Genomic DNA, 17,700 nt, shown 5'->3' with positions numbered 1-17,700 from the left:
GGGTGGTCTTCGAAAGTCGCGCTTCGTTCCCGAATTGACCGTCTTCCTTGACAGCAAAAAGTGCTCTTCACATATTTCCCGCAGCCGTCGCTCACGGCTCTCATAAAAGCTCAAACACTCGTTCAGTTGAATGGAGGTTCTAATGAACGACAGGACTTTCGACCGGCCTGTTTTCGTCAGAAATGGCGAGTTTATGGTGGAGGAAATCGGATGCTTGGCTGATGCTTTCGAGTTTCTGGAGGAATGGCCGAGGAATCGCAGAGGGCCAATCTTTGACACGGCGTTGCGAGCTTGCCAGCGCGCCTATGATGGCCAAGTTCCCATCTCAGTTGCCCGCGAAGCTTTCGCGGGCTTCGCCAGATCGGCCAGGATTTTCGAGGATGTCTCTGCAGCTATGCCATGGATGACGGCACCGAAAGCCGGCCGCGGAGGTCTGTCGGCCTAACCGAGGTACCCAGCGAACGATGGCCGGCGCCACAGGGGGCGGGGAAGTGGGTTGCCCAAGGCTGGCGCCGGCAAAGCGGCATGGAACTAGCCAATAAAAAGGAGTTCGCCGGATTGATGAGGTGATCGCGGAAATTCGCCGCTCCTGTCCGCAGTAGCCGCAGATCGACATGTCCTGTCGGCGCGCTAGCCTATCGCCTGGCGGCTGTAGTGCCGGACGAGAGGTCGTGCATTACGAGGCTATAGTAAAGTGGATTAAATCGCGATTGACCATACTCGCCACTTTATCAAGGTTAAGCTATTTTCGCGGTTTTTGTCTTTGAAAAATTGGGCCGAAATAGTACGGTAACCTGCAACATTCGCTTTAGGGAACTGAGTCTCAACTTTCGATGACGGAGAAATCATGAACAAGATCATGTCGGGTTTGCTGGCGGCCGCGTTGTCGGTATCGTTCGCGGCCACCACAGCAGTGCCTGCGGACGCAGCTCAGGTATTCTTTCCGCAAGCCCCGTCCGTTTCGACTGATGTGCAGAAAGTTGACAATAATCGGTGGGTGAAGCGTCACAACCGCAAAAACCGCAGGTTTTCGCGCCACGATGGCTCGCACTGGAACGGCCATCGCGGCCATCGTAAATACCGTCGCGGCTATCGCCGTCATGGCGACTACTGGTTCCCGCTGGCTGCTTTCGCGACCGGCGCGGTGATCGGCAGTGCGATCGCCAACAACAACCAGAACCGTGTCAATCGAGGCGACGCCCATGTGGAGTGGTGCTACGACCGCTACCGGAGCTATCGCGCTTCAGACAATACGTTCCAGCCCAACTACGGACCTCGTCAGCAGTGCAATTCGCCCTACTGATCTGGCGCGCTGAAGTGTTGAAAAGTCCGTGCCGACGACGGCGTGGGCTTTTTCATATTGACGGGACCGCATCTCTGGAACCGTGCCACGTCGAGATCCTCCCGGTGACGAGTGCCCGAGGCGAGTGCCGCAACAGGAAGATTGTTGAAGCGCGTGGCCGCCCAATGCTGCGACGACAGCGCCGCCCAGAGCAATTTCAGGAAAAGCGTGAGACGGTTTTCTCGGAAAAACCCGTAGCGCCTAGGCTGTAGCGGCACGATAATCCGAACCAGACTTCGACAGTGATTTCCATCCGAGGAGCAACGAGATCAAGCAGGGACGTAGGTCAACCTGATCACGTCCTCGCCAATCCGATCATTAGTCATAAGGCGGAGCGGCGGCCGGGGTCCGGCGAAATACGGCGTGCCGTGGCCAAGCACAACGGGATGCAGGTAGATGCGATACTCATCGATCAGGCCGAGTTCGGTGAGGCTTCGCGCCAAGTCCGGGCCGGCAACTTCGATCTCGCCGGCGCGCTCGGCCTTCAGCTCGCGGATCGCGCCCTCGAGATCACCGGCAACAAGCGTAGCGTTGGGCCCCACGGATTTCAACGAGCGCGAGACGACCCATTTCGGCTGGCTCCGCCACGCTGCCGCGAACGCGTGTCGATCTGCATCCCACTCAGGATGATCGTCGTCCCAATACCGCATGATCTCATACATTTGACGACCGTACACACTGCCTGCCTGCCCCTGAGCCTCCTCGATGAAGTGGCGGAAGAGCAGGGGGCTTGGCGCAAACGCCATATGGTCGACGTAGCCGTCCAGGGACTGGTTCATTCCGAACACGAGCTTAGCCATACCCACTTCCTTTCCTTATGCGGCATATCCGTGCAGTTCTGATTGCCTTATGCAATCGGTCGCAAGCTAGATCGACTGATTTTATATCGCAATTGGTTTTTAGAGTGCGCATGAACGCCATCAGGCCACGCCGAGTTCGCCATCAGAAATCGCGCCGCTTTGATGATCTCGCCACTTAGGTCTTCGCGCAGGACTCCACTTTTTCGCGTAGACGCCTGAAGGTTTGCTGCCCGCTGCAGGGTAATGCTGCGCTAATTCGGGTTCTCCAAGCGGTTTGTTTTGCTCCACTCCTCGTACTCCCCGCGGGCATCGTCATGCAGCGGATAATAGCGCTGCAACGACCCGCCCCCCATGAGCTTCACTCGCGAGAACTCCTCCCAGTCGTGATGCTTCTGTGATTCTTCGATTACTTTTGCGGCCATTGCGACGGGTAGCACCACCACGCCATCATCGTCGGCGACGATGATGTCGCCGGGGATCACCGTGACACCGCCGCAGGCAATCGGAACGTTGACGGCATTGGGATAGATGCTGGTCTGCACATGATAATTTGGCGTCCAGCCGCGCAGCCATAGAGGCAGATCGAGCTTTTCAACATTGGGCCGGTCGCGCATGCACCCGTCGATGACGATACCCGCGCCGCCTCTGCCTTTGAAATACGTCGACATCATATCGCCGAAGACGCCCGAGCTCATGTCACCGCGCGCGTCGACTACGACCACATCGCCCTCCTGCGCGTGATAAAGCACGTGCCGGTGCAGTTGCGTCTCCGGATCGGCATATTCTCCCTCGCTGAAGAGGTCCGGCCGCTGCGGCAGGAACTGCAGCGTCAGCGCCGGCCCGACGATCGACTTCCCGTGGTTCTGCGCCACCGGTCCGACCATGTGCGGATTGCGAAAACCCATGTGGCCAAGCGTGCCGGCAACCGTCGCGGCGCCGATCTCCCTTAGCGCGTCGATCAGATTTTTTGGTGGCCGCGTGATGTCAGGAGCATGTGTCATCGTGGACTCCGGTTGAAAGAAAACTACCAGTTCGTAACAGAACCGTCGCGGCGCTTAAGGTGAGGCGCTTCCCAGAAACGGAAGCTCTCCGCCTGGATCGCCTTTTCGTCGACCTCGACGCCTAGCCCCGGCAGGTCACCGATCGGATAATCGGCGCCATCGAGTTGTGGCTGCACCGGGAAGAAGTCGGAATTGTCGAAGCCCAGCTTTCTTTCGGGCGCCCTGGTCTCCAGCCACGCGAAGTTGGCGACCGCGGCGGCGAGATGAATGGTCGCGGCCGTGCACACCGGGCCAAGGGGATTGTGCGGCATCAGGTCGACGTAGTGCGCTTCGCTCCAGCCAGCGACTTTCATTGCCTCGGTGAGCCCGCCGACATTGCAAACATCGAGCCGGTTGAACTGGTGAATGCCGCGTTCGATGTAGGGCAGGAACTGCCACTTGCTGGCAAATTCCTCGCCGATGGCAAAGGGGACGTCGGTCATCGTGCGCAGGGATTCATAGGCCTCCGGTGTCTCGTCCCGTATTGGCTCTTCGAGGAAATCGAGCACGCCGCGGCCGAGCTTGTTGCAGAAGCTCGCCGCCTCTGCCACCGAGAGCCGATGATGATAGTCGATGCCAAGGACGACGTCGTCGCCCAGCGCCTCGCGCGCCTTGTTCAGCATACTCGCGGTAGCGCCGATCGACTCGCGCGCCTCGAAGATGTCCCTGCGGTTTTGCCCGATGGGGAAGAAGCGGATCGCCTGCCACCCCTGCGCGCGGAGTTCGCGGGCTCGTTCTATGGCAACATCTCCCTCGGCCTCGTCTCCGGTCGAGGCGAAGGTGGGGACGCGGTCGCGCTGCTTGCCGCCTAGCAACTCGTAGACAGGCACCCCCAGCGCCTTGCCCTTGATGTCGTGAAGGGCGATGTCGATGGCGGAAATCGCCGCCTGCAGAACTCGCCCGCCCTCGAAGTATTGGCTGCGATAAACCTCCTGCCAGATCCGGCCAATCTGCATCGGATCGCGGCCGATGAGGAACTCGCGATAGTGCTCGACCGCGCCGGCCACGGCCTTCTCGCGGCCGCTCAGGCCGCTCTCGCCCCAGCCGAAGATGCCTTGGTCGGTCTCGACCTTGACGAGCATCTGGTTGCGCGTTCCTACCCACACTGGATAGGGCTTGATCGCGGTGATCTTAAGCTTCTCAGTCATGCACGCCCACGTTCCACACCCGCCGCCGTAACTCAGCTCGCCTTGAGGGCCATTTCAGTTTCGCCGTCGAACAGATGCATCCGCTCCTGATCGAACTCGAGCCAGATCTGTTCGTCAGGTGCGACGGCGATGTTGGGGGGCACGCTGATGTTGACGATGGCGCCGGAGAGGAACGCCTGCACGAAGGTCACGTCTCCGGTTGGTTCCACCGTAAAGGCCTTGGCCGGAATGGCGCCGGGGACCGCGCTGTTGTGCAGCTTGATCGTCGAGTGTCGTGCTCCGAGGACGACCTTCTTGGTCGTCGCCCTCTGGACCTTAAGCGCGTTGAGTTGCGACAGCTCGAGGCGCCAGCCTTCCGCGCTGGTCAACACGGCGTTGCCGTTTGCCGTCGATGCCTCCAGCGGAATAAGGCTCATCGCCGGGCTGCCTATGAAGCTCGCGACAAACATGTTCACGGGATGGGCGAAAACCTGCGCCGGCGAATCGTACTGCTGCAGGTAGCCGCCGTTCATCACCGCCATCCTGTCTGCCATGGTCACGGCCTCGAGCTGGTCGTGCGTTACATAGATGATCGTCGCCTTCAGGTCCTGATGGAACCGCTTTATTTCGGACCGCATCTGCACGCGCAGTTTGGCATCGAGGTTAGAGAGCGGCTCGTCCATCAGGAACACGGCGGGGTCGCGGACGAGGGCACGGCCCAGGGCCACACGCTGCTGCTGCCCGCCCGAAAGTTCGCGCGGCTTGCGCTCGAGCAAGTGCGTCATGTCGAGCACTCGCGCCGCTTCCTTGACCTTCTTGTCAATCTCGTCCCTGGGGAGTTTGCGCATCTGCAACGGGAACGCCAGGTTCTTGTAGACCGATTTCTGCGGGTAGAGCGCGTAGTTCTGGAACACCATTGCGATGTCGCGATCCTTGGGGTCGAGGTCGTTGACCACTCGTTCCCCGATGACGATGTCGCCCGATGTGATCGGGATCAGCCCCGCGACGAGATTAAGCGTGGTCGTCTTGCCGCAGCCTGAAGGGCCGACGAGCGCAACGAATTCGCCGTCATTGACCGTCAACGAAACGTCGTTCACGGCTTTGAAGCTGCCATAGGTCTTGACGAGATCTTTGAGGACCACGTGGGCCATCGGCAACTCCCTAATGCTTGACCGCGCCTTCCGTGAGGGCGCGTACGAAGTATCGTTGCAGGACGAGGAACAGCACCACGACGGGCACGCTCATCATGAAGCTGGCCGCCATCAGGCCCGGAAAGTCCGTCGTGTTTTCCGAGAAGAAGCGCTGGATGCCGACCGGCAGGGTCAGCTGTTCGTTCTTGGAGAGGAAGGTGTAAGCGTAAATGTACTCGTTCCACGCGCCGATGAAGGAATAGATCGCGGTGGCGATGATCCCCGGCGTCGAGAGCGGCATCACGATCAGGATGAAGGCCTGGAATCGCGTTGCGCCATCGATGCGCGCCGCCTGCTCGAGCTGCACCGGGATGTTGTCGTAGAAGCCCTTGAGCAGCCAGATCGCCAGCGGCAGGCCGAAGGTGAGATAGGTGAGGATCAGCGAGCCATGCGTGTTCACCAGCCCCAGCACGCGCATCAAGATGAAGAGCGGCACGAGAAAGATCACCGCCGGGAACATGTTGCGCAGCAGCACCGAGAAGAACAGGAAGTTTCGGCCGGGAAAACTGAAGCGCGAAAACGCGTAGGCCGCAGGGACAGCCACGATCACCGAAAGGATTGTCGTGACTGTCGACACGAAAAGGCTGTTCCAGAAGAAGCGGAGGAAGTCCTGACCGACGCTGTTCTGCGGATCGAGCAGCTTTTGATAGCTGGCGAGGGTAGGCTGGTCCGGCCACCATTGTGGCGGGAACTGCATCGCCGCGAACCCGGACTTGATCGAAGTGATCAGCATCCAGATCATCGGCAATGCCGTGTAAAGCAGCATGAAAACGAGGAAGATGCGCCCGGCCCACCGCCATCCGTCGATGCGCATGCGGCGCCGGGTCTGGCCTCGAGGGGCTGTCTCGGCAATCGTGCTCATGCGCTCCCTTCTTTCCGCTCGTTGCCGCTAAGCGCACGGACGTAGAAGTAGCCCAGCGTCATCAGGATGAGGAACAGGAGCACCGAATAGGCCGATGCCACGCCCCAGAGCTGTCGGCCGAAGGCGAGCTCATAAATGTGGGTGATCCAGATATGCGATGCGTTCGACGGCCCGCCGCCGGTCATGATCCAGGGGATAATGAAGGAATTGAAGTTGGCCACCGCGAGCAGCAGGATCGTCACTGTCGAGACGTTGCGCAAATGCGGGAAGGTGACGTGCCAGAAGCGCTGCCATGCACTGGCCCCGTCGACTTTCGCGGCGCTCAGCAACTGTTCGGGGACTGTCTGCAGGCCGGCCATCATCATGATCATGGCAAACGGAAATTCGCGCCAGATATTGACGACGATCAGGGAGGGCAGCACCGTGCTGACGCTGTCGATGAAATTCGGCGGCCGGTCGGCCAATCCGAGACCGACCAGCACTGCGCCGATGATCCCGAAGTCCGAATGGTAGATCCACCTCCAGATATAAGAGGCGGCGACCGCGCTGATGACCCAGGGAATGATCAGGATGGCGCGCAGGACACCACGGCCGATAAAATCGCGGTGGAGCGCCAGCGCGGCGGCAAACCCCAGGACAAAGGAGATGAGGGTGGATCCCAGTGTCCAGATCAGAGTGTTCCAGGTGACTTTCCAGAACACGCGACTGGCGAGGATGGTCGTGTAGTTGTCGAAGCCGATAAAGGTTTTGTCGCGGAGCTGTAGGCCGGGCGGCGTCTTAAAGAACGACAGTTCGATCGTGTAGTAAATCGGATAGGCGATGACGATGAGCATCACGGCGATCGCAGGGAGCACGTACGCGTAGTCGGCGCGATGCTCCCATATCTTCCGCAACAGGCCGGATTTACCGGGTTGCAATATTCGGCGAGCCTCGGCCTTGCCGGTCACGATCGTCACTGTGGCGTGCCCTCGTTCTTCGGAACGAGCCGGCTGCATTATCGGCGCAGCCGGCCAGATCGCAGGTCAGGCTTGGACTAGAGTCCGCCCATCAGATCTTTGACCCTTTGGGCCGCGTCGTCTGCTGCCTGGTCGACGGTCATCGCCCCGGTTAGGGCATTCTGCAGCATGTCCGGGACGATGATGTTCATGATCTCGGGGGATTGCGGCAGCGCTGGGAACGGGATGCCATATGGCAGCATCGAGGTCGTGACATCGAGGAACTCGATGTTGTCGAGGCGTTCCTTCATCCATTTGGTCTTGAAGCCGTTAAGGTTGCCCGGGTTCGAGCCGGCGTAGGCCATTTTCAGCGACCATTCAGGGCTCGTCCACATGCAGATGATAGCTTTTGCGGCCGGCTCGTCTACCTTGCCGCCCTCGACATATTCGGGCTTCAGGATGTGAATGTTCGAGCCGCCGAACACGACGGCGCGCTTGCCGTCGGGGCCAGTCGGAATTAGGCCGTAGCGCATGTTGTCGATGACGGTCTGCGCCTTGTCCTTGTCGGCGCCCGTCGCCTTCTTCTGCAGGTCGAGCATCACGTCGTAGTCCGATGGGTGCGAGATCATCATGCCAAGCTGGCCGGCGACGAACAGGGGCTGGTTATCGGCCTGCTGGTTGGTGAGTGCCGAAACCGGAACCGACTTGTCGCGAACGTACATGTCGTACGAGGCTTGCAGCGCTGCCTTGCTCTGCGGGCTGCCGAGCTGGACCTCCTCATAGGTCGGGTTCGCGGTGGCTTCGTCGAAGACGCCGCCGCCATAAGCCCATAGCTGTGGCATGAAACGGTACGGCGTATTGCCGGCATTCTTGCGAGCCACGAGGCCGTAGCCGGCAATGCCGAGCTTGTCATGGATCTGCTTGGAATATTTGACGACCTCGTCCCAAGTTGCCGGCGGCTTGTCCGGATCGAGGCCCGCCCGCTTGAAGATGTCGGCGTTCCAGATGAACGCCATCGTCTCGTTGTTGGTCGGAATGCCGTAGGTTACGTCCTCCCAGGTTACGGCCTTCATGGCACCGGGCCAGAAATCATCGGTCGAATAGCCGACATCCTCGGGTTTGAGCGGTTCCAGATAGCCCTTTGACGCGAACTCGGTACCACCCAGGATTTGCAGGCGGACCGCCATCGGCGCGGCATTGCCCAGGAGCGCAGTGCGGAACTTGTCGAGAAGGTCGTTATAGGTGAGGGCTTGTTCCTCGAGTTGGATGTTCGGATAGGTTTTGCGGAAGGTCTCGAAGAACTCCTTGTAGTACTGGCGCAGGAGGTCGGGGTCGCCCTCGAACACGCCCTGATACCAGAAAGTCAGTCGCCCCTTGTAGTCGAGCGGGGTAACCTTGCCGCAATCGGCTGCCGTGTCAAAATCCTGTGTGCCGGCAATGGAGCGCACATATTCCGGCGACCACTTGCTTAGGTCGACCGGCGGCGCAGCGAGTGCCGATGTCGACATCAGCGATGCCATCAAAGCAGTGGCGACAGTGCCGCGCAGGACCGCACTGCCGAGCGTAATCCTCGTCATAGGTATCCTCCCTGGTTCTCCACGCCGCCGTGCGCCGAGGCAAAGCGGCCTAGCTCGTTCGACCGCGGGACGCCTCCCCATATTCTATGTATCCCTTCGATCATCTTGTACGTTTTCAGATCATGGATTGCCTGTCAACGCATGGGATCGTACATTGTTTGTGGAAACCGTGTGTGATATCGGGCAGAGTATGTACTGCATAGGGGAACCGGCATTGGCCGAAACAAGTGATTTTAAAGCCAAGCCACCGGCAGAGATTGACCCCATAGGGGCCTCCAGCGAGGGCGCCTCAGTTTACGAACTGATTAGGGAAGACATCATCGAAGGACGGCTCGCCGCCAACGAACGGCTTGTGGTCACCGATCTCGCCCGGCGTCACGGCACCTCGACCAACCCCGTGCGCGAGGCCCTGCAGCTCTTGCGCGGGGAGGGGTTTGTCATCTTTCTCCCCAACCGCGGGGCGCGCGTCCGACCCATAGATCAGGATTTTGTCCGGGATATCTATGAGATCGGTGTTCTGATCGAGCCGGCCCTGACGCGATGGTTTGTGAATATGGCGACCGGCGAGGACATCGCCGAGCTCGAACGTCTCCAAGGCCTGATCGAAGAGAACAACTTCGCCGATACGTTCAGACACAGCGAGCTGGATACGGCTTTCCACACCGTGATGTACCAGCGGCACTATAACCGCCATGCCGCCGAACTTTGGTGGAAGCATCGCGAAGTGCTGCGAGCCGTGAGCCGGCGTTTCAACTTCACGCTTGCACGGCGGGCCGCGATCATTCGCGAGCACCGCGAACTCATCGCGCTCGTAAAGGCGGGAGAGGCCGACAAGGCGGCCGAACTCGTTTCTCGCCATGTCGAGGGTTCGGGCCGGCATATTCTCGAACAGATGCGAGCGCGCAACGCCGCTCGGGCCGGATAGAATGTCCAGTCCAGAACATCGTTAGGCCGACCATTTCGAAAAAGGTAGTTGAGATGAAAATCACGAGCATTCGGCCGTGGCTGATCAAGTCCGATGCTTCCTATTGGGGAGAGTTCCTGTTCGTCGAGGTGACGACCGATGAGGGAGTAAGTGGCTGGGGAGAGATCACGACCACCACAAGGCTCGCCAACCGCGCGCTCTGTACGATCCTGCGGCAGATCGGCGTCGCCGTGACAGGCGAGAATCCAGCTCATATCGAGCATCTCTGGCACAAGGTTTTCCGCAGCTTCACCTACATGGGCAGCCGCGGCGCCGCCGTCGAATGCGTAAGCGCCATCGATATAGCCCTGTGGGATATCCGGGGCAAAGTCTTGGGTAAACCGATCTACGAGCTGCTGGGCGGACCGGTACGGGATGAAATCGCACTCTATACCCATCCTAACCAGGCCAAATTCACCAGCAAGGAGGCTGTGGTCCGCGAAATTTTGGACATCGTCGAGTCCGGACACACTGCGCTCAAGTTCGATCCTTTCCCCCACCAGGGCCGTACCTCCGATGGCTTGTCCCGCGAACAGCGGGACGGTTACCTCGATGGCAGCATGACCCGCAAGGACGAGCGCGAAGCGGCCGAACTCACGACGCTGATCCGCGAAACGGCGGGGCCTGACATCGACATTCTCATCGATGCGCATGGCCGCTTCGACGTTCCCACCGCCATTCGCCTCTGTCGGAGCCTCGAGGAAGCCGGCCAGATCGACTGGTTTGAGGAGCCCTGTCCGCCCGAGAGCCTTAACGCACTCAAGCAGGTGCGTGAGAAGGTCAGTGCCGCTATCTCGTGGGGCGAGCGCGGCCACACGAAATGGGATTTCGTCCCGGTACTCGAGAACAAGCTCGCTGACTACATCATGCCTGATGTGACCTGGACCGGCGGCATTACCGAACTCAAGAAGATTTCGGCCCTATGCGAAGCCTACTACATCCCGGTCTCACCGCATGATGCCGCGGGGCCGATCAACGTGGTTGCGGGAGCGCAGGTGATGATGACCGTTCCCAACTTCTACAAGCTCGAAACGTCGGAGTGGAACCTGGGCAAGTACGATCACCTCATTGACAGACCTCTCGACATTTCGAATGGCACCCTGAAGCTGACGTCGAGGCACGGTCTCGGCATTGAAATGGACCGCGACTACCTGCAGGCCCACGAGATCGAGCTGGACTAGCAACTCGATGCCCAGAGTGCGGGGCGGCAAGCCCCGCCGACCTAGAACGAGGATGAGTCATGCCAAAGACGGGTAGTGCCGACGAGGCACTCAATCGGGTGAACACCAACTCCAAGCCGTCCGACCTTCGCATCACCGACATGCGGGTAGCCGAAATCGTCGGCGCGCCGTTCACCTCGGCGCTGCTCAAGATTTACACCAACCAGGGTATCGTCGGGCTTGGTGAGGTGCGCGACGGTGCCAGCGCCACTTATGCGCTGATGCTGAAAAGCCGGCTGCTTGGCGAGAACCCTTGCGACATCGATCGCCTGTTTCGCCGTATCAAGCAGTTCGGCGGGCACGGCCGGCAAGGCGGCGGCGTCTCCGCGGTGGAAATCGCATTGTGGGATCTCGCCGGCAAGGCCTATGGCGTCCCGATCTACCAGATGCTCGGCGGCAAGTTTCGCGACAAGGTGCGCGTCTATTGCGATACCGACGCCGAAAAACCGAGCGGCACCGAAACCGGAAAGCGCCTCAAGGAGCGCATGGACCGCGGTTTCACCTTCCTCAAGATGGACCTTGGTTTGATGCAGATCGCCCATGTTCCGGGCGTCGTGGCCGCGCCCGCCGGCGCGCTCGAAGGGTTTCACGCCAATCCACGCGGCCGTGGCGGCGCGCTCGATGAGCGCAAGGCGCGCAATCTCGCCTACGATGCGCAGAACGTGCCGCATCCCTTTACCGGCCTTCACTTCACCGAAAAGGGCATCGACCTGCTCGATCAATATATCCACGAGGTCCGCGAGGTGATCGGCTACGAGATCCCGCTTGCCATCGACCATGTCGGCCACATCTCGCTGCAGGATGGCATCCGTCTCGCCCGGCGGATCGAGAAATACGCCCCAGCCTGGCTTGAGGACGTGATCCCCTGGCAATACACCGAGCAGTATCGCCAGCTGCAGCAGGCGACGTCCGTGCCGATCTGCACCGGCGAGGACATCTACCTCAAGGAAGGTTTCGAGCCGCTGCTCAAGAGCGGCGGCCTCTCCGTCATCCACCCGGACCTGCTCACCAGCGGCGGCATCCTCGAGACCAAGAAGATCGGCGACATGGCGCAGGACCACGGCGTCGCCATGGCCATCCATATGGCGGAAAGCCCGATCGCCGCAATGGCCGCCGCACATGTCGCCACTGCGACCGAAAACTTCACGGCGCTCGAATACCACTCCGCCGATGTCGACTGGTGGGACGATATCGTCACCGGCGTTCCCAAGCCGCTCGTGCAGGACGGCTTTATCACTGTTCCGGACAAGCCGGGCCTGGGGATCGACGACGTCGTCGACGAGGTGATCTCGCGGCATCTGCAGCCGGGTGTCACGGGGATATGGCAATCCACCGAGCATTGGGACAATGAATATAGCTGGGACCGGACTTGGAGTTAGCCCTGACCCCCTTCCCTCATTCCCCACGCTCACAGGGCCAACGACCGACCATTCGTGTCGACCTCTCCCGATGGAGAGGCGAAGAAAGAAACGGACGAAACCATGATCTACGAACTGCGTATCTATGACTGCCTGCCGGGCAGGCTGCCGGCTTTGCTCAAGCGCTTTTCCGACCAAACGCTGGCCATCTGGGAGAGGCATGGCATCCGCCAAGCAGGGTTTTTCACCACGGCGATCGGCGAAAACAGCAATCGCCTCACCTATTTCCTCGCCTGGGAATCGCTGGCCGAGCGTGAGGCGAAATGGGCGGCTTTCGTCACCGATCCGGCATGGCACAGAGCCCGGGACGAGTCTGAGCGCGACGGGCAGATCATTGCCAATATCAGCAGCCAGCTGCTCACGCCGACAGCTTTCTCGTCTGTGAAATAGGACTGCCTCGTCTGTGAAATAGGACTGCGCCATGAAGATCACCGACCTGCGCTGCGCTGTGATAGGCAAGCACCCCATCGTTCGCATCGTGACCGACGAGGGCCTCTATGGCCTGGGCGAGGTCGAGTACACCAAGCCCTATCTCAAGCCCTGGGTGCTGCATTTCCGCGAGGCCTTGATCGGCGAGGACCCGACCGACGTCGAGCGGGTGATGCTGAAGATCCGCCAACGCGGCTCTTTCAAGCCCTATGGGGCGGCGGTGAGCGCTATCGAGCATGCGCTATGGGACATTGCCGGCAAGGCTGCAGGCGTGCCGGCCTACAAACTGCTCGGCGGCAAGGTGCGCGACAAGGTGCGCGTCTACAACGGCTCGATCCGTCAGAAACGCACCGGCGACCGGCCGGAGGACTACGCCGCTGATGTCAAATGGATGATGGAGCAGCCTCAGAACTTCTTCATGGTCAAGCAAGGGATCTCGTTCCACTCCAACATGAAGGACACTATCGAGGGCTTCCATTACGGCGTGACGCAGAAGAAGGCAGGCTATCACGGCGCCATGGATCAGGGCATGATCAGCGAGCGCGGTTTCAATCACATGCTCGACTGCGTGATCGCGATGAAGGAAGTGCTGGGCGACAAGGTCAGCCTGGCACTCGACTGCGGCCCGGGCTGGATGCTGCCGGATGCGATCAAGTTTGCTCGCGCGGTCGAGAAATACAATTTGATGTGGCTCGAGGACATGCTGACCGGCGACTATGTGCCGTGGGTCAATCCGCAGGCCTATCGGGAGCTGACCACCTCCACCTCAACGCCAATCCATACCGGCGAGCAGATCTACCTCAGGCACAATTTCAAGGAGCTGATCGAGACGCAGGCGGTGCGCGTCATTGGTCCCGATCCTGCCGATATCGGTGGCATAGCCGAGCTCAAATGGGTGGCCGAGCACGCCTATATGCACTCGATCCTGATGGCGCCGCACGGCACGGCGAACGGCCTGCTCGGCCTCGGCGCGCTGATCAATGTGTGTGCCACGTTGCCCGCCAATTACGTGGCATTCGAATATCCCAGCGCTTCGGACCCGTGGTGGAACGACATCGTCATTGGCCTGCCTGAGCAGGTCGTGAAGGATTCGATGATCGATCTACTCGAAGCTCCCGGGCTCGGCCTCGACATCGATGCCCAAGGCGCCAAGAAGTATCTGCTGGAAGAGGACGCCGGGTTCTTCGACTGATTGGGCATCGAGCATCGCGGTCTGCCAGACCGCGGCATCAGCGGTCCAGATGCAATCGTGTCGTGCTTGAGCTCGACATTGCCTGGCCACTTGGTCACGCGGATAAATCGGCGCGGCCCCGGCATTGTCGCTCGGCCGGTGTGGCTTTCCGTTTAGTTCTCGCGAAGCCGACGGGCCGCGATGACATTGTCGAGCCAGCCAGCGGCCATTTCGGGTACCGATGCCAGCAAGAGTTCAGTATAGGGCTTGTGCGGCGGCGCCAGCACCTCGTCCTTGGGTCCCTGTTCGACCACCGTGCCCTTGTGCATGACGACGACATCGTCGGCAATGGCGCGCACCGTGGCGAGATCGTGGGTAATGAAGAGATAGGACACGCCCAATCTCTGCTGCAGGAAGACCAGCATCTTCAAGATTTCAGCCTGTACAATCTGGTCAAGCGCCGATGTGATCTCGTCGCAGACGATCAGTTCCGGCTCGGCAGCCAGCGCCCGCGCGATAGCGATGCGTTGGCGTTGGCCGCCCGACAGCTGAGCGGGCAGCCTGTCAATGTAGGAGGCGTCGAGCTCTACCGTCTTCAGCAGCTCGACGATGCGCTGCGTCCGTGCCGCGCCGGACAGACCATGATAGAATTTCAGCGGCCGGCCGATGATCTTTCGCACTGTTTGACGGGGGTTCAGTGCCGTCTCGGCCGACTGGTAGATGATCTGGATTTTGCGCAGCGTGTCCTTTGACCGCTGGCGCACGAGCGGTGCGCACGGTTCGCCTTTGAACGAAAGTAAACCGCTTTCAGGCGCCATCAGACCTGCGATGATGCGGCCAAGCGTCGACTTGCCGGATCCGGATTCGCCGACCACCGCCACCGTCTGGCCATGGCCGACCACCACGGACACGTCACGCAACACCTGAAATGAACCGTAGGATGCACTAAGACGATCGATCCGCAAAAGCTCCGGCGCCTCGGACCTCGCCGACGTCGGAATGTCGTGAACGGCCCAGAGCGACTTCGTATAGGGATGTTCCGGCTGCGTCAGCATCTTCGAGACTGGACCCTCCTCGACCGCCTCGCCATGGCGCAGAACCATGATCCGGTCTGCCATCTGCGCGACGACCGCCAGATCGTGGGTGATGTAGAGGGCGGCAACGCCGAACTGCTGAATGGCCTCTCTGATCGAGACCAGGACCTCGACCTGGGTGGTCACGTCGAGCGCCGTCGTTGGTTCGTCGAATATGATCAGATCCGGTTTGCAGATCATGGCCATGACGACCATGGCGCGCTGCAGCTGCCCGCCCGAGACCTGATGCGGATAGCGCCTGCCGAAATGGTCGGGGTCCGGCAGTTGCAGCGCTCGAAACAGGGCACGTGCGTTGGTCTCGGCTTCCAGCCGACGCTGGCCGCCACGTGAGACGGCGGCTTCCACGATCTGATCAATCAGGCGGATGGCTGGATTGAAAGAAGCCGCGGCGCTCTGCGCGACATAAGCTATGCGAACGCCTCGAAGGCGGCGTTGGCTGGTCTCCGGCAAGTCCAGGATGTTTTCGCCGTTGAAGACGACGCTGCCCGATTTGATGCGGCATCCCTGACGTACATAAGCAAGGGCGGCAAGCCCGATCGTCGATTTGCCGGCCCCTGACTCTCCGACCAGCCCCAGCACTTCGCCGCGTTTCAAACTAAAACTGATGCCTTTGACGATCTCCGACCAGACGCCGCCAACCTTCGCCTCGATGCGGAGGTCGGAGACCGTCAGGACTCTGCTGTCGGCGCCGGCGGGCCGACTAGCGCTCGTCATCGGAAAGACCACTTGATTCATTCAAAAACCAGTCTGCAACGAAATTGACGGCGACCGTCAGCAGCGCGATGGCCGCCGCCGGGATGAGCGGTGTGATGTCGCCGCTGCTGATCAAAGCGGCGTTGTCGCGCACCATGGAGCCCCACTCGGCCATGGGCGGCTGAAGGCCGACGCCTAGGAAGGACAGCGCGGCAATGGCCAGGAAGACGAAACAGAACCGCATGCCGAATTCGGAGATCAGCACCGGCAATATGTTGGGCAGGATTTCTTGGGTGACGATCCAGGGTAGTTTCTCGCCCCTGGCGTGGGCGGCCTCGACGAATTCCAACGTCACCACGTTGAGTGCCGCCGCGCGTGACAGGCGAAAGACCCGTGTGGAATCGATCACCGCAATGATCAGCACCAGGTTGAGCACGCTGGAGCCGAAGATTGCCAGCAGCATCAGCGTGAAGATGAGGTCGGGGATGGACATGACCGAGTCGACGAAGCGGCTGAGCACCTGGTCCGCCACGCCGCGCAACGCGGCTGCTATGATGCCGAGGCTACCGCCGATGACGAAGGCCAGCAGCGTGGTGACAAAGGCGATACCGATCGAATTGCGCGCGCCGAAAATCAAACGGCTGAACAGGTCGCGTCCTAATTGGTCGGTGCCGAAGATGAACTGGCTGCTCCATGGCTCGAACGGCGTTTCCGACACGACCTGATACTCGCCATAGGGCGCGATCAGCGGCGCGAACACTGCCGCGGCAAGGTAGATGGCGAGCACCGCTATGCCGAACCATGCTGTCGGCGGCGCACGGCGCAGACGGCGCCTGGCCTTGGCGAGAAAGCCTTCTACCCGTTCGGGACGCTGGGTGTCGGACAATGCCATGTCAATCTCAGCGCGGATGGAGGAGCCTTGGATTGCTGACGATCGAGATGATGTCGGCAATCAGGTTGAGCAGAATGTAGGTGACCGAAAAGATCAGCGCGCAGGCCTGGATGACCGGGATATCGCGGTTGCGCACCGCGTCCACCATGGTCTGGCCGATGCCGGGATAGACGAACACCACCTCTATCACCACGACGCCGGCGATCAGATAGGCGAGGTTCAGCGCAACCACGCTGGCGATCGGCCCGACGACGTTGGGGAGCGCGTGCCGCACCACTACGCGAGCGGCGGACTCGCCCTTGAGTTGCGCCATTTCGATGAACGGGCGCGACATCACGCTTATGATCGCGGCGCGCGTGTTGCGCATCATATGCGCCAGGATGACAAGCGTTAGCGTCAGCACGGGCAGCACCATGCGCATGAGCTGGTCACCTAGATGCATCGACGGCCGGATACTCGACAGCGACGGAAACCAGTGCAGGTTGATCGCGAAGACCAGCATGATGATATAGGCGAAGAAGAATTCCGGGATGGAGATCGACGCAAGACTCGATGCGCTGAGAAGGCGGTCGAGGAAGCGATTGCGGTAAAGTGCGGCGACGATGCCAAGGCCAATGGCCAAAGGCACCGCGATCAGCGCTGTCAGTGCCGCCAGGTACAACGTGTTGAGGAGGCGCGGCCCGATGATGCGGCCTACCGGCCGCGACGAGAAGGACTGTCCTAAATCACCGGTCAGAGCGTGACCAAGCCACGACAGATAGCGCTGGTACCACGGCAGATTGAGACCGAGCTGTTCGCGAAACGCCGCCACGGTCTCGGGCGTTGCCGAACGACCGAGAATCGCGGTCGCAAAATCGCCGGGCAGCATGCTGACGGCCAGGAAGATCACCAACGACACGATCACAAGGCTTAGGAAGCCAAGCGCCATCCTTTGCAAAAGCATTCG

17 protein-coding genes are annotated in these 17,700 nt (G+C 60.5%); 7 read left to right on the top strand and 10 right to left on the bottom strand.

Going from position 1 to position 17,700, the window contains the following annotated elements:
* The first annotated feature begins 142 nt into the window (after positions 1 to 142).
* Together NKH73_RS12445 and NKH73_RS12440 are read left to right on the top strand one after the other, a co-directional pair.
* Complete coding sequence (locus tag NKH73_RS12445; protein ID WP_352931722.1) at positions 143 to 445, top strand: DUF982 domain-containing protein; 303 nt, start codon at positions 143 to 145, stop codon at positions 443 to 445.
* Between the two features lie 402 nt (positions 446 to 847).
* Positions 848 to 1,303, top strand: a complete 456-nt coding sequence (locus NKH73_RS12440; RefSeq protein ID WP_352931720.1) for a BA14K family protein — start codon at positions 848 to 850, stop codon at positions 1,301 to 1,303.
* 308 nt (positions 1,304 to 1,611) lie between these two features.
* On the opposite strand, the gene NKH73_RS12435 is transcribed toward NKH73_RS12440, so the two are convergent.
* From NKH73_RS12435 to NKH73_RS12405, 7 genes are all read right to left on the bottom strand, one after another.
* Positions 1,612 to 2,142 (bottom strand): dihydrofolate reductase family protein, encoded by a 531-nt coding sequence (locus tag NKH73_RS12435; protein WP_352931719.1) that lies wholly within the window; start codon positions 2,140 to 2,142, stop codon positions 1,612 to 1,614.
* Between the two features lie 251 nt (positions 2,143 to 2,393).
* A complete protein-coding gene (locus NKH73_RS12430) occupies positions 2,394 to 3,143 on the bottom strand; it encodes a ribonuclease activity regulator RraA (RefSeq protein WP_352931717.1) in 750 nt (249 codons plus the stop codon).
* A gap of 23 nt (positions 3,144 to 3,166) precedes the next feature.
* Positions 3,167 to 4,330, bottom strand: a complete 1,164-nt coding sequence (locus NKH73_RS12425; RefSeq protein ID WP_352931715.1) for a mandelate racemase/muconate lactonizing enzyme family protein — start codon at positions 4,328 to 4,330, stop codon at positions 3,167 to 3,169.
* Between the two features lie 32 nt (positions 4,331 to 4,362).
* Entirely contained in the window at positions 4,363 to 5,460 is a 1,098-nt protein-coding gene (locus NKH73_RS12420) for an ABC transporter ATP-binding protein (RefSeq protein WP_352931714.1), read from the bottom strand.
* Positions 5,461 to 5,470: 10 nt separating this feature from the next.
* Entirely contained in the window at positions 5,471 to 6,361 is an 891-nt protein-coding gene (locus NKH73_RS12415) for a carbohydrate ABC transporter permease (RefSeq protein WP_352931712.1), read from the bottom strand.
* Positions 6,358 to 7,317 carry a carbohydrate ABC transporter permease gene (locus NKH73_RS12410; RefSeq protein ID WP_352931710.1) on the bottom strand — a complete coding sequence of 320 codons (960 nt, stop codon included), beginning with the start codon at positions 7,315 to 7,317 and terminating at the stop codon, positions 6,358 to 6,360. Before NKH73_RS12410 ends, NKH73_RS12415 begins: the two co-directional genes overlap by 4 nt.
* Positions 7,318 to 7,394: 77 nt before the next feature.
* The gene (locus NKH73_RS12405) at positions 7,395 to 8,873 is read right to left on the bottom strand and encodes an ABC transporter substrate-binding protein (protein WP_352931708.1); all 1,479 of its coding nucleotides are present in this window, start codon (positions 8,871 to 8,873) and stop codon (positions 7,395 to 7,397) included.
* 214 nt (positions 8,874 to 9,087) lie between these two features.
* Between NKH73_RS12405 and NKH73_RS12400 the strand changes: the two genes are divergently transcribed.
* The 5 genes from NKH73_RS12400 to NKH73_RS12380 all read left to right on the top strand — a co-directional run bounded on the left by NKH73_RS12400 (position 9,088) and on the right by NKH73_RS12380 (position 14,096).
* A complete protein-coding gene (locus NKH73_RS12400; protein ID WP_352931706.1) occupies positions 9,088 to 9,798 on the top strand; it encodes a GntR family transcriptional regulator in 711 nt (236 codons plus the stop codon).
* 53 nt (positions 9,799 to 9,851) lie between these two features.
* Positions 9,852 to 11,018: a mandelate racemase/muconate lactonizing enzyme family protein gene (locus NKH73_RS12395; protein ID WP_352931704.1), complete on the top strand. Its 1,167-nt coding sequence runs from the start codon at positions 9,852 to 9,854 to the stop codon at positions 11,016 to 11,018.
* A gap of 59 nt (positions 11,019 to 11,077) precedes the next feature.
* On the top strand, positions 11,078 to 12,436 hold the full coding sequence (locus NKH73_RS12390) for a mandelate racemase/muconate lactonizing enzyme family protein (protein WP_352931702.1): 1,359 nt from the start codon (positions 11,078 to 11,080) through the stop codon (positions 12,434 to 12,436).
* 102 nt (positions 12,437 to 12,538) lie between these two features.
* Positions 12,539 to 12,865 carry an NIPSNAP family protein gene (locus NKH73_RS12385; RefSeq protein ID WP_095486584.1) on the top strand — a complete coding sequence of 109 codons (327 nt, stop codon included), beginning with the start codon at positions 12,539 to 12,541 and terminating at the stop codon, positions 12,863 to 12,865.
* A gap of 31 nt (positions 12,866 to 12,896) precedes the next feature.
* Positions 12,897 to 14,096: a mandelate racemase/muconate lactonizing enzyme family protein gene (locus tag NKH73_RS12380; RefSeq protein ID WP_352931699.1), complete on the top strand. Its 1,200-nt coding sequence runs from the start codon at positions 12,897 to 12,899 to the stop codon at positions 14,094 to 14,096.
* Between the two features lie 152 nt (positions 14,097 to 14,248).
* On the opposite strand, the gene NKH73_RS12375 is transcribed toward NKH73_RS12380, so the two are convergent.
* From NKH73_RS12375 to NKH73_RS12365, 3 genes are read right to left on the bottom strand one after another with little or no spacing between them, the layout of a single operon-like run.
* The gene (locus tag NKH73_RS12375; protein ID WP_352931697.1) at positions 14,249 to 15,883 is read right to left on the bottom strand and encodes an ABC transporter ATP-binding protein; all 1,635 of its coding nucleotides are present in this window, start codon (positions 15,881 to 15,883) and stop codon (positions 14,249 to 14,251) included.
* Positions 15,870 to 16,754, bottom strand: coding sequence for an ABC transporter permease (locus tag NKH73_RS12370; RefSeq protein ID WP_352931695.1), 885 nt, complete (start codon positions 16,752 to 16,754; stop codon positions 15,870 to 15,872). Before NKH73_RS12370 ends, NKH73_RS12375 begins: the two co-directional genes overlap by 14 nt.
* Before the next feature lie 7 nt (positions 16,755 to 16,761).
* On the bottom strand, positions 16,762 to 17,697 hold the full coding sequence (locus tag NKH73_RS12365) for an ABC transporter permease (RefSeq protein WP_352931693.1): 936 nt from the start codon (positions 17,695 to 17,697) through the stop codon (positions 16,762 to 16,764).
* Positions 17,698 to 17,700 lie beyond the last annotated feature (3 nt).

It is taken from the genome of Mesorhizobium sp. M0938, from assembly GCF_040319125.1.
Classification (GTDB): domain Bacteria; phylum Pseudomonadota; class Alphaproteobacteria; order Rhizobiales; family Rhizobiaceae; genus Mesorhizobium; species Mesorhizobium robiniae.
Note: the sequence above shows the minus strand (reverse complement) of the source record. Positions and strands in the feature narration are given on the sequence as shown.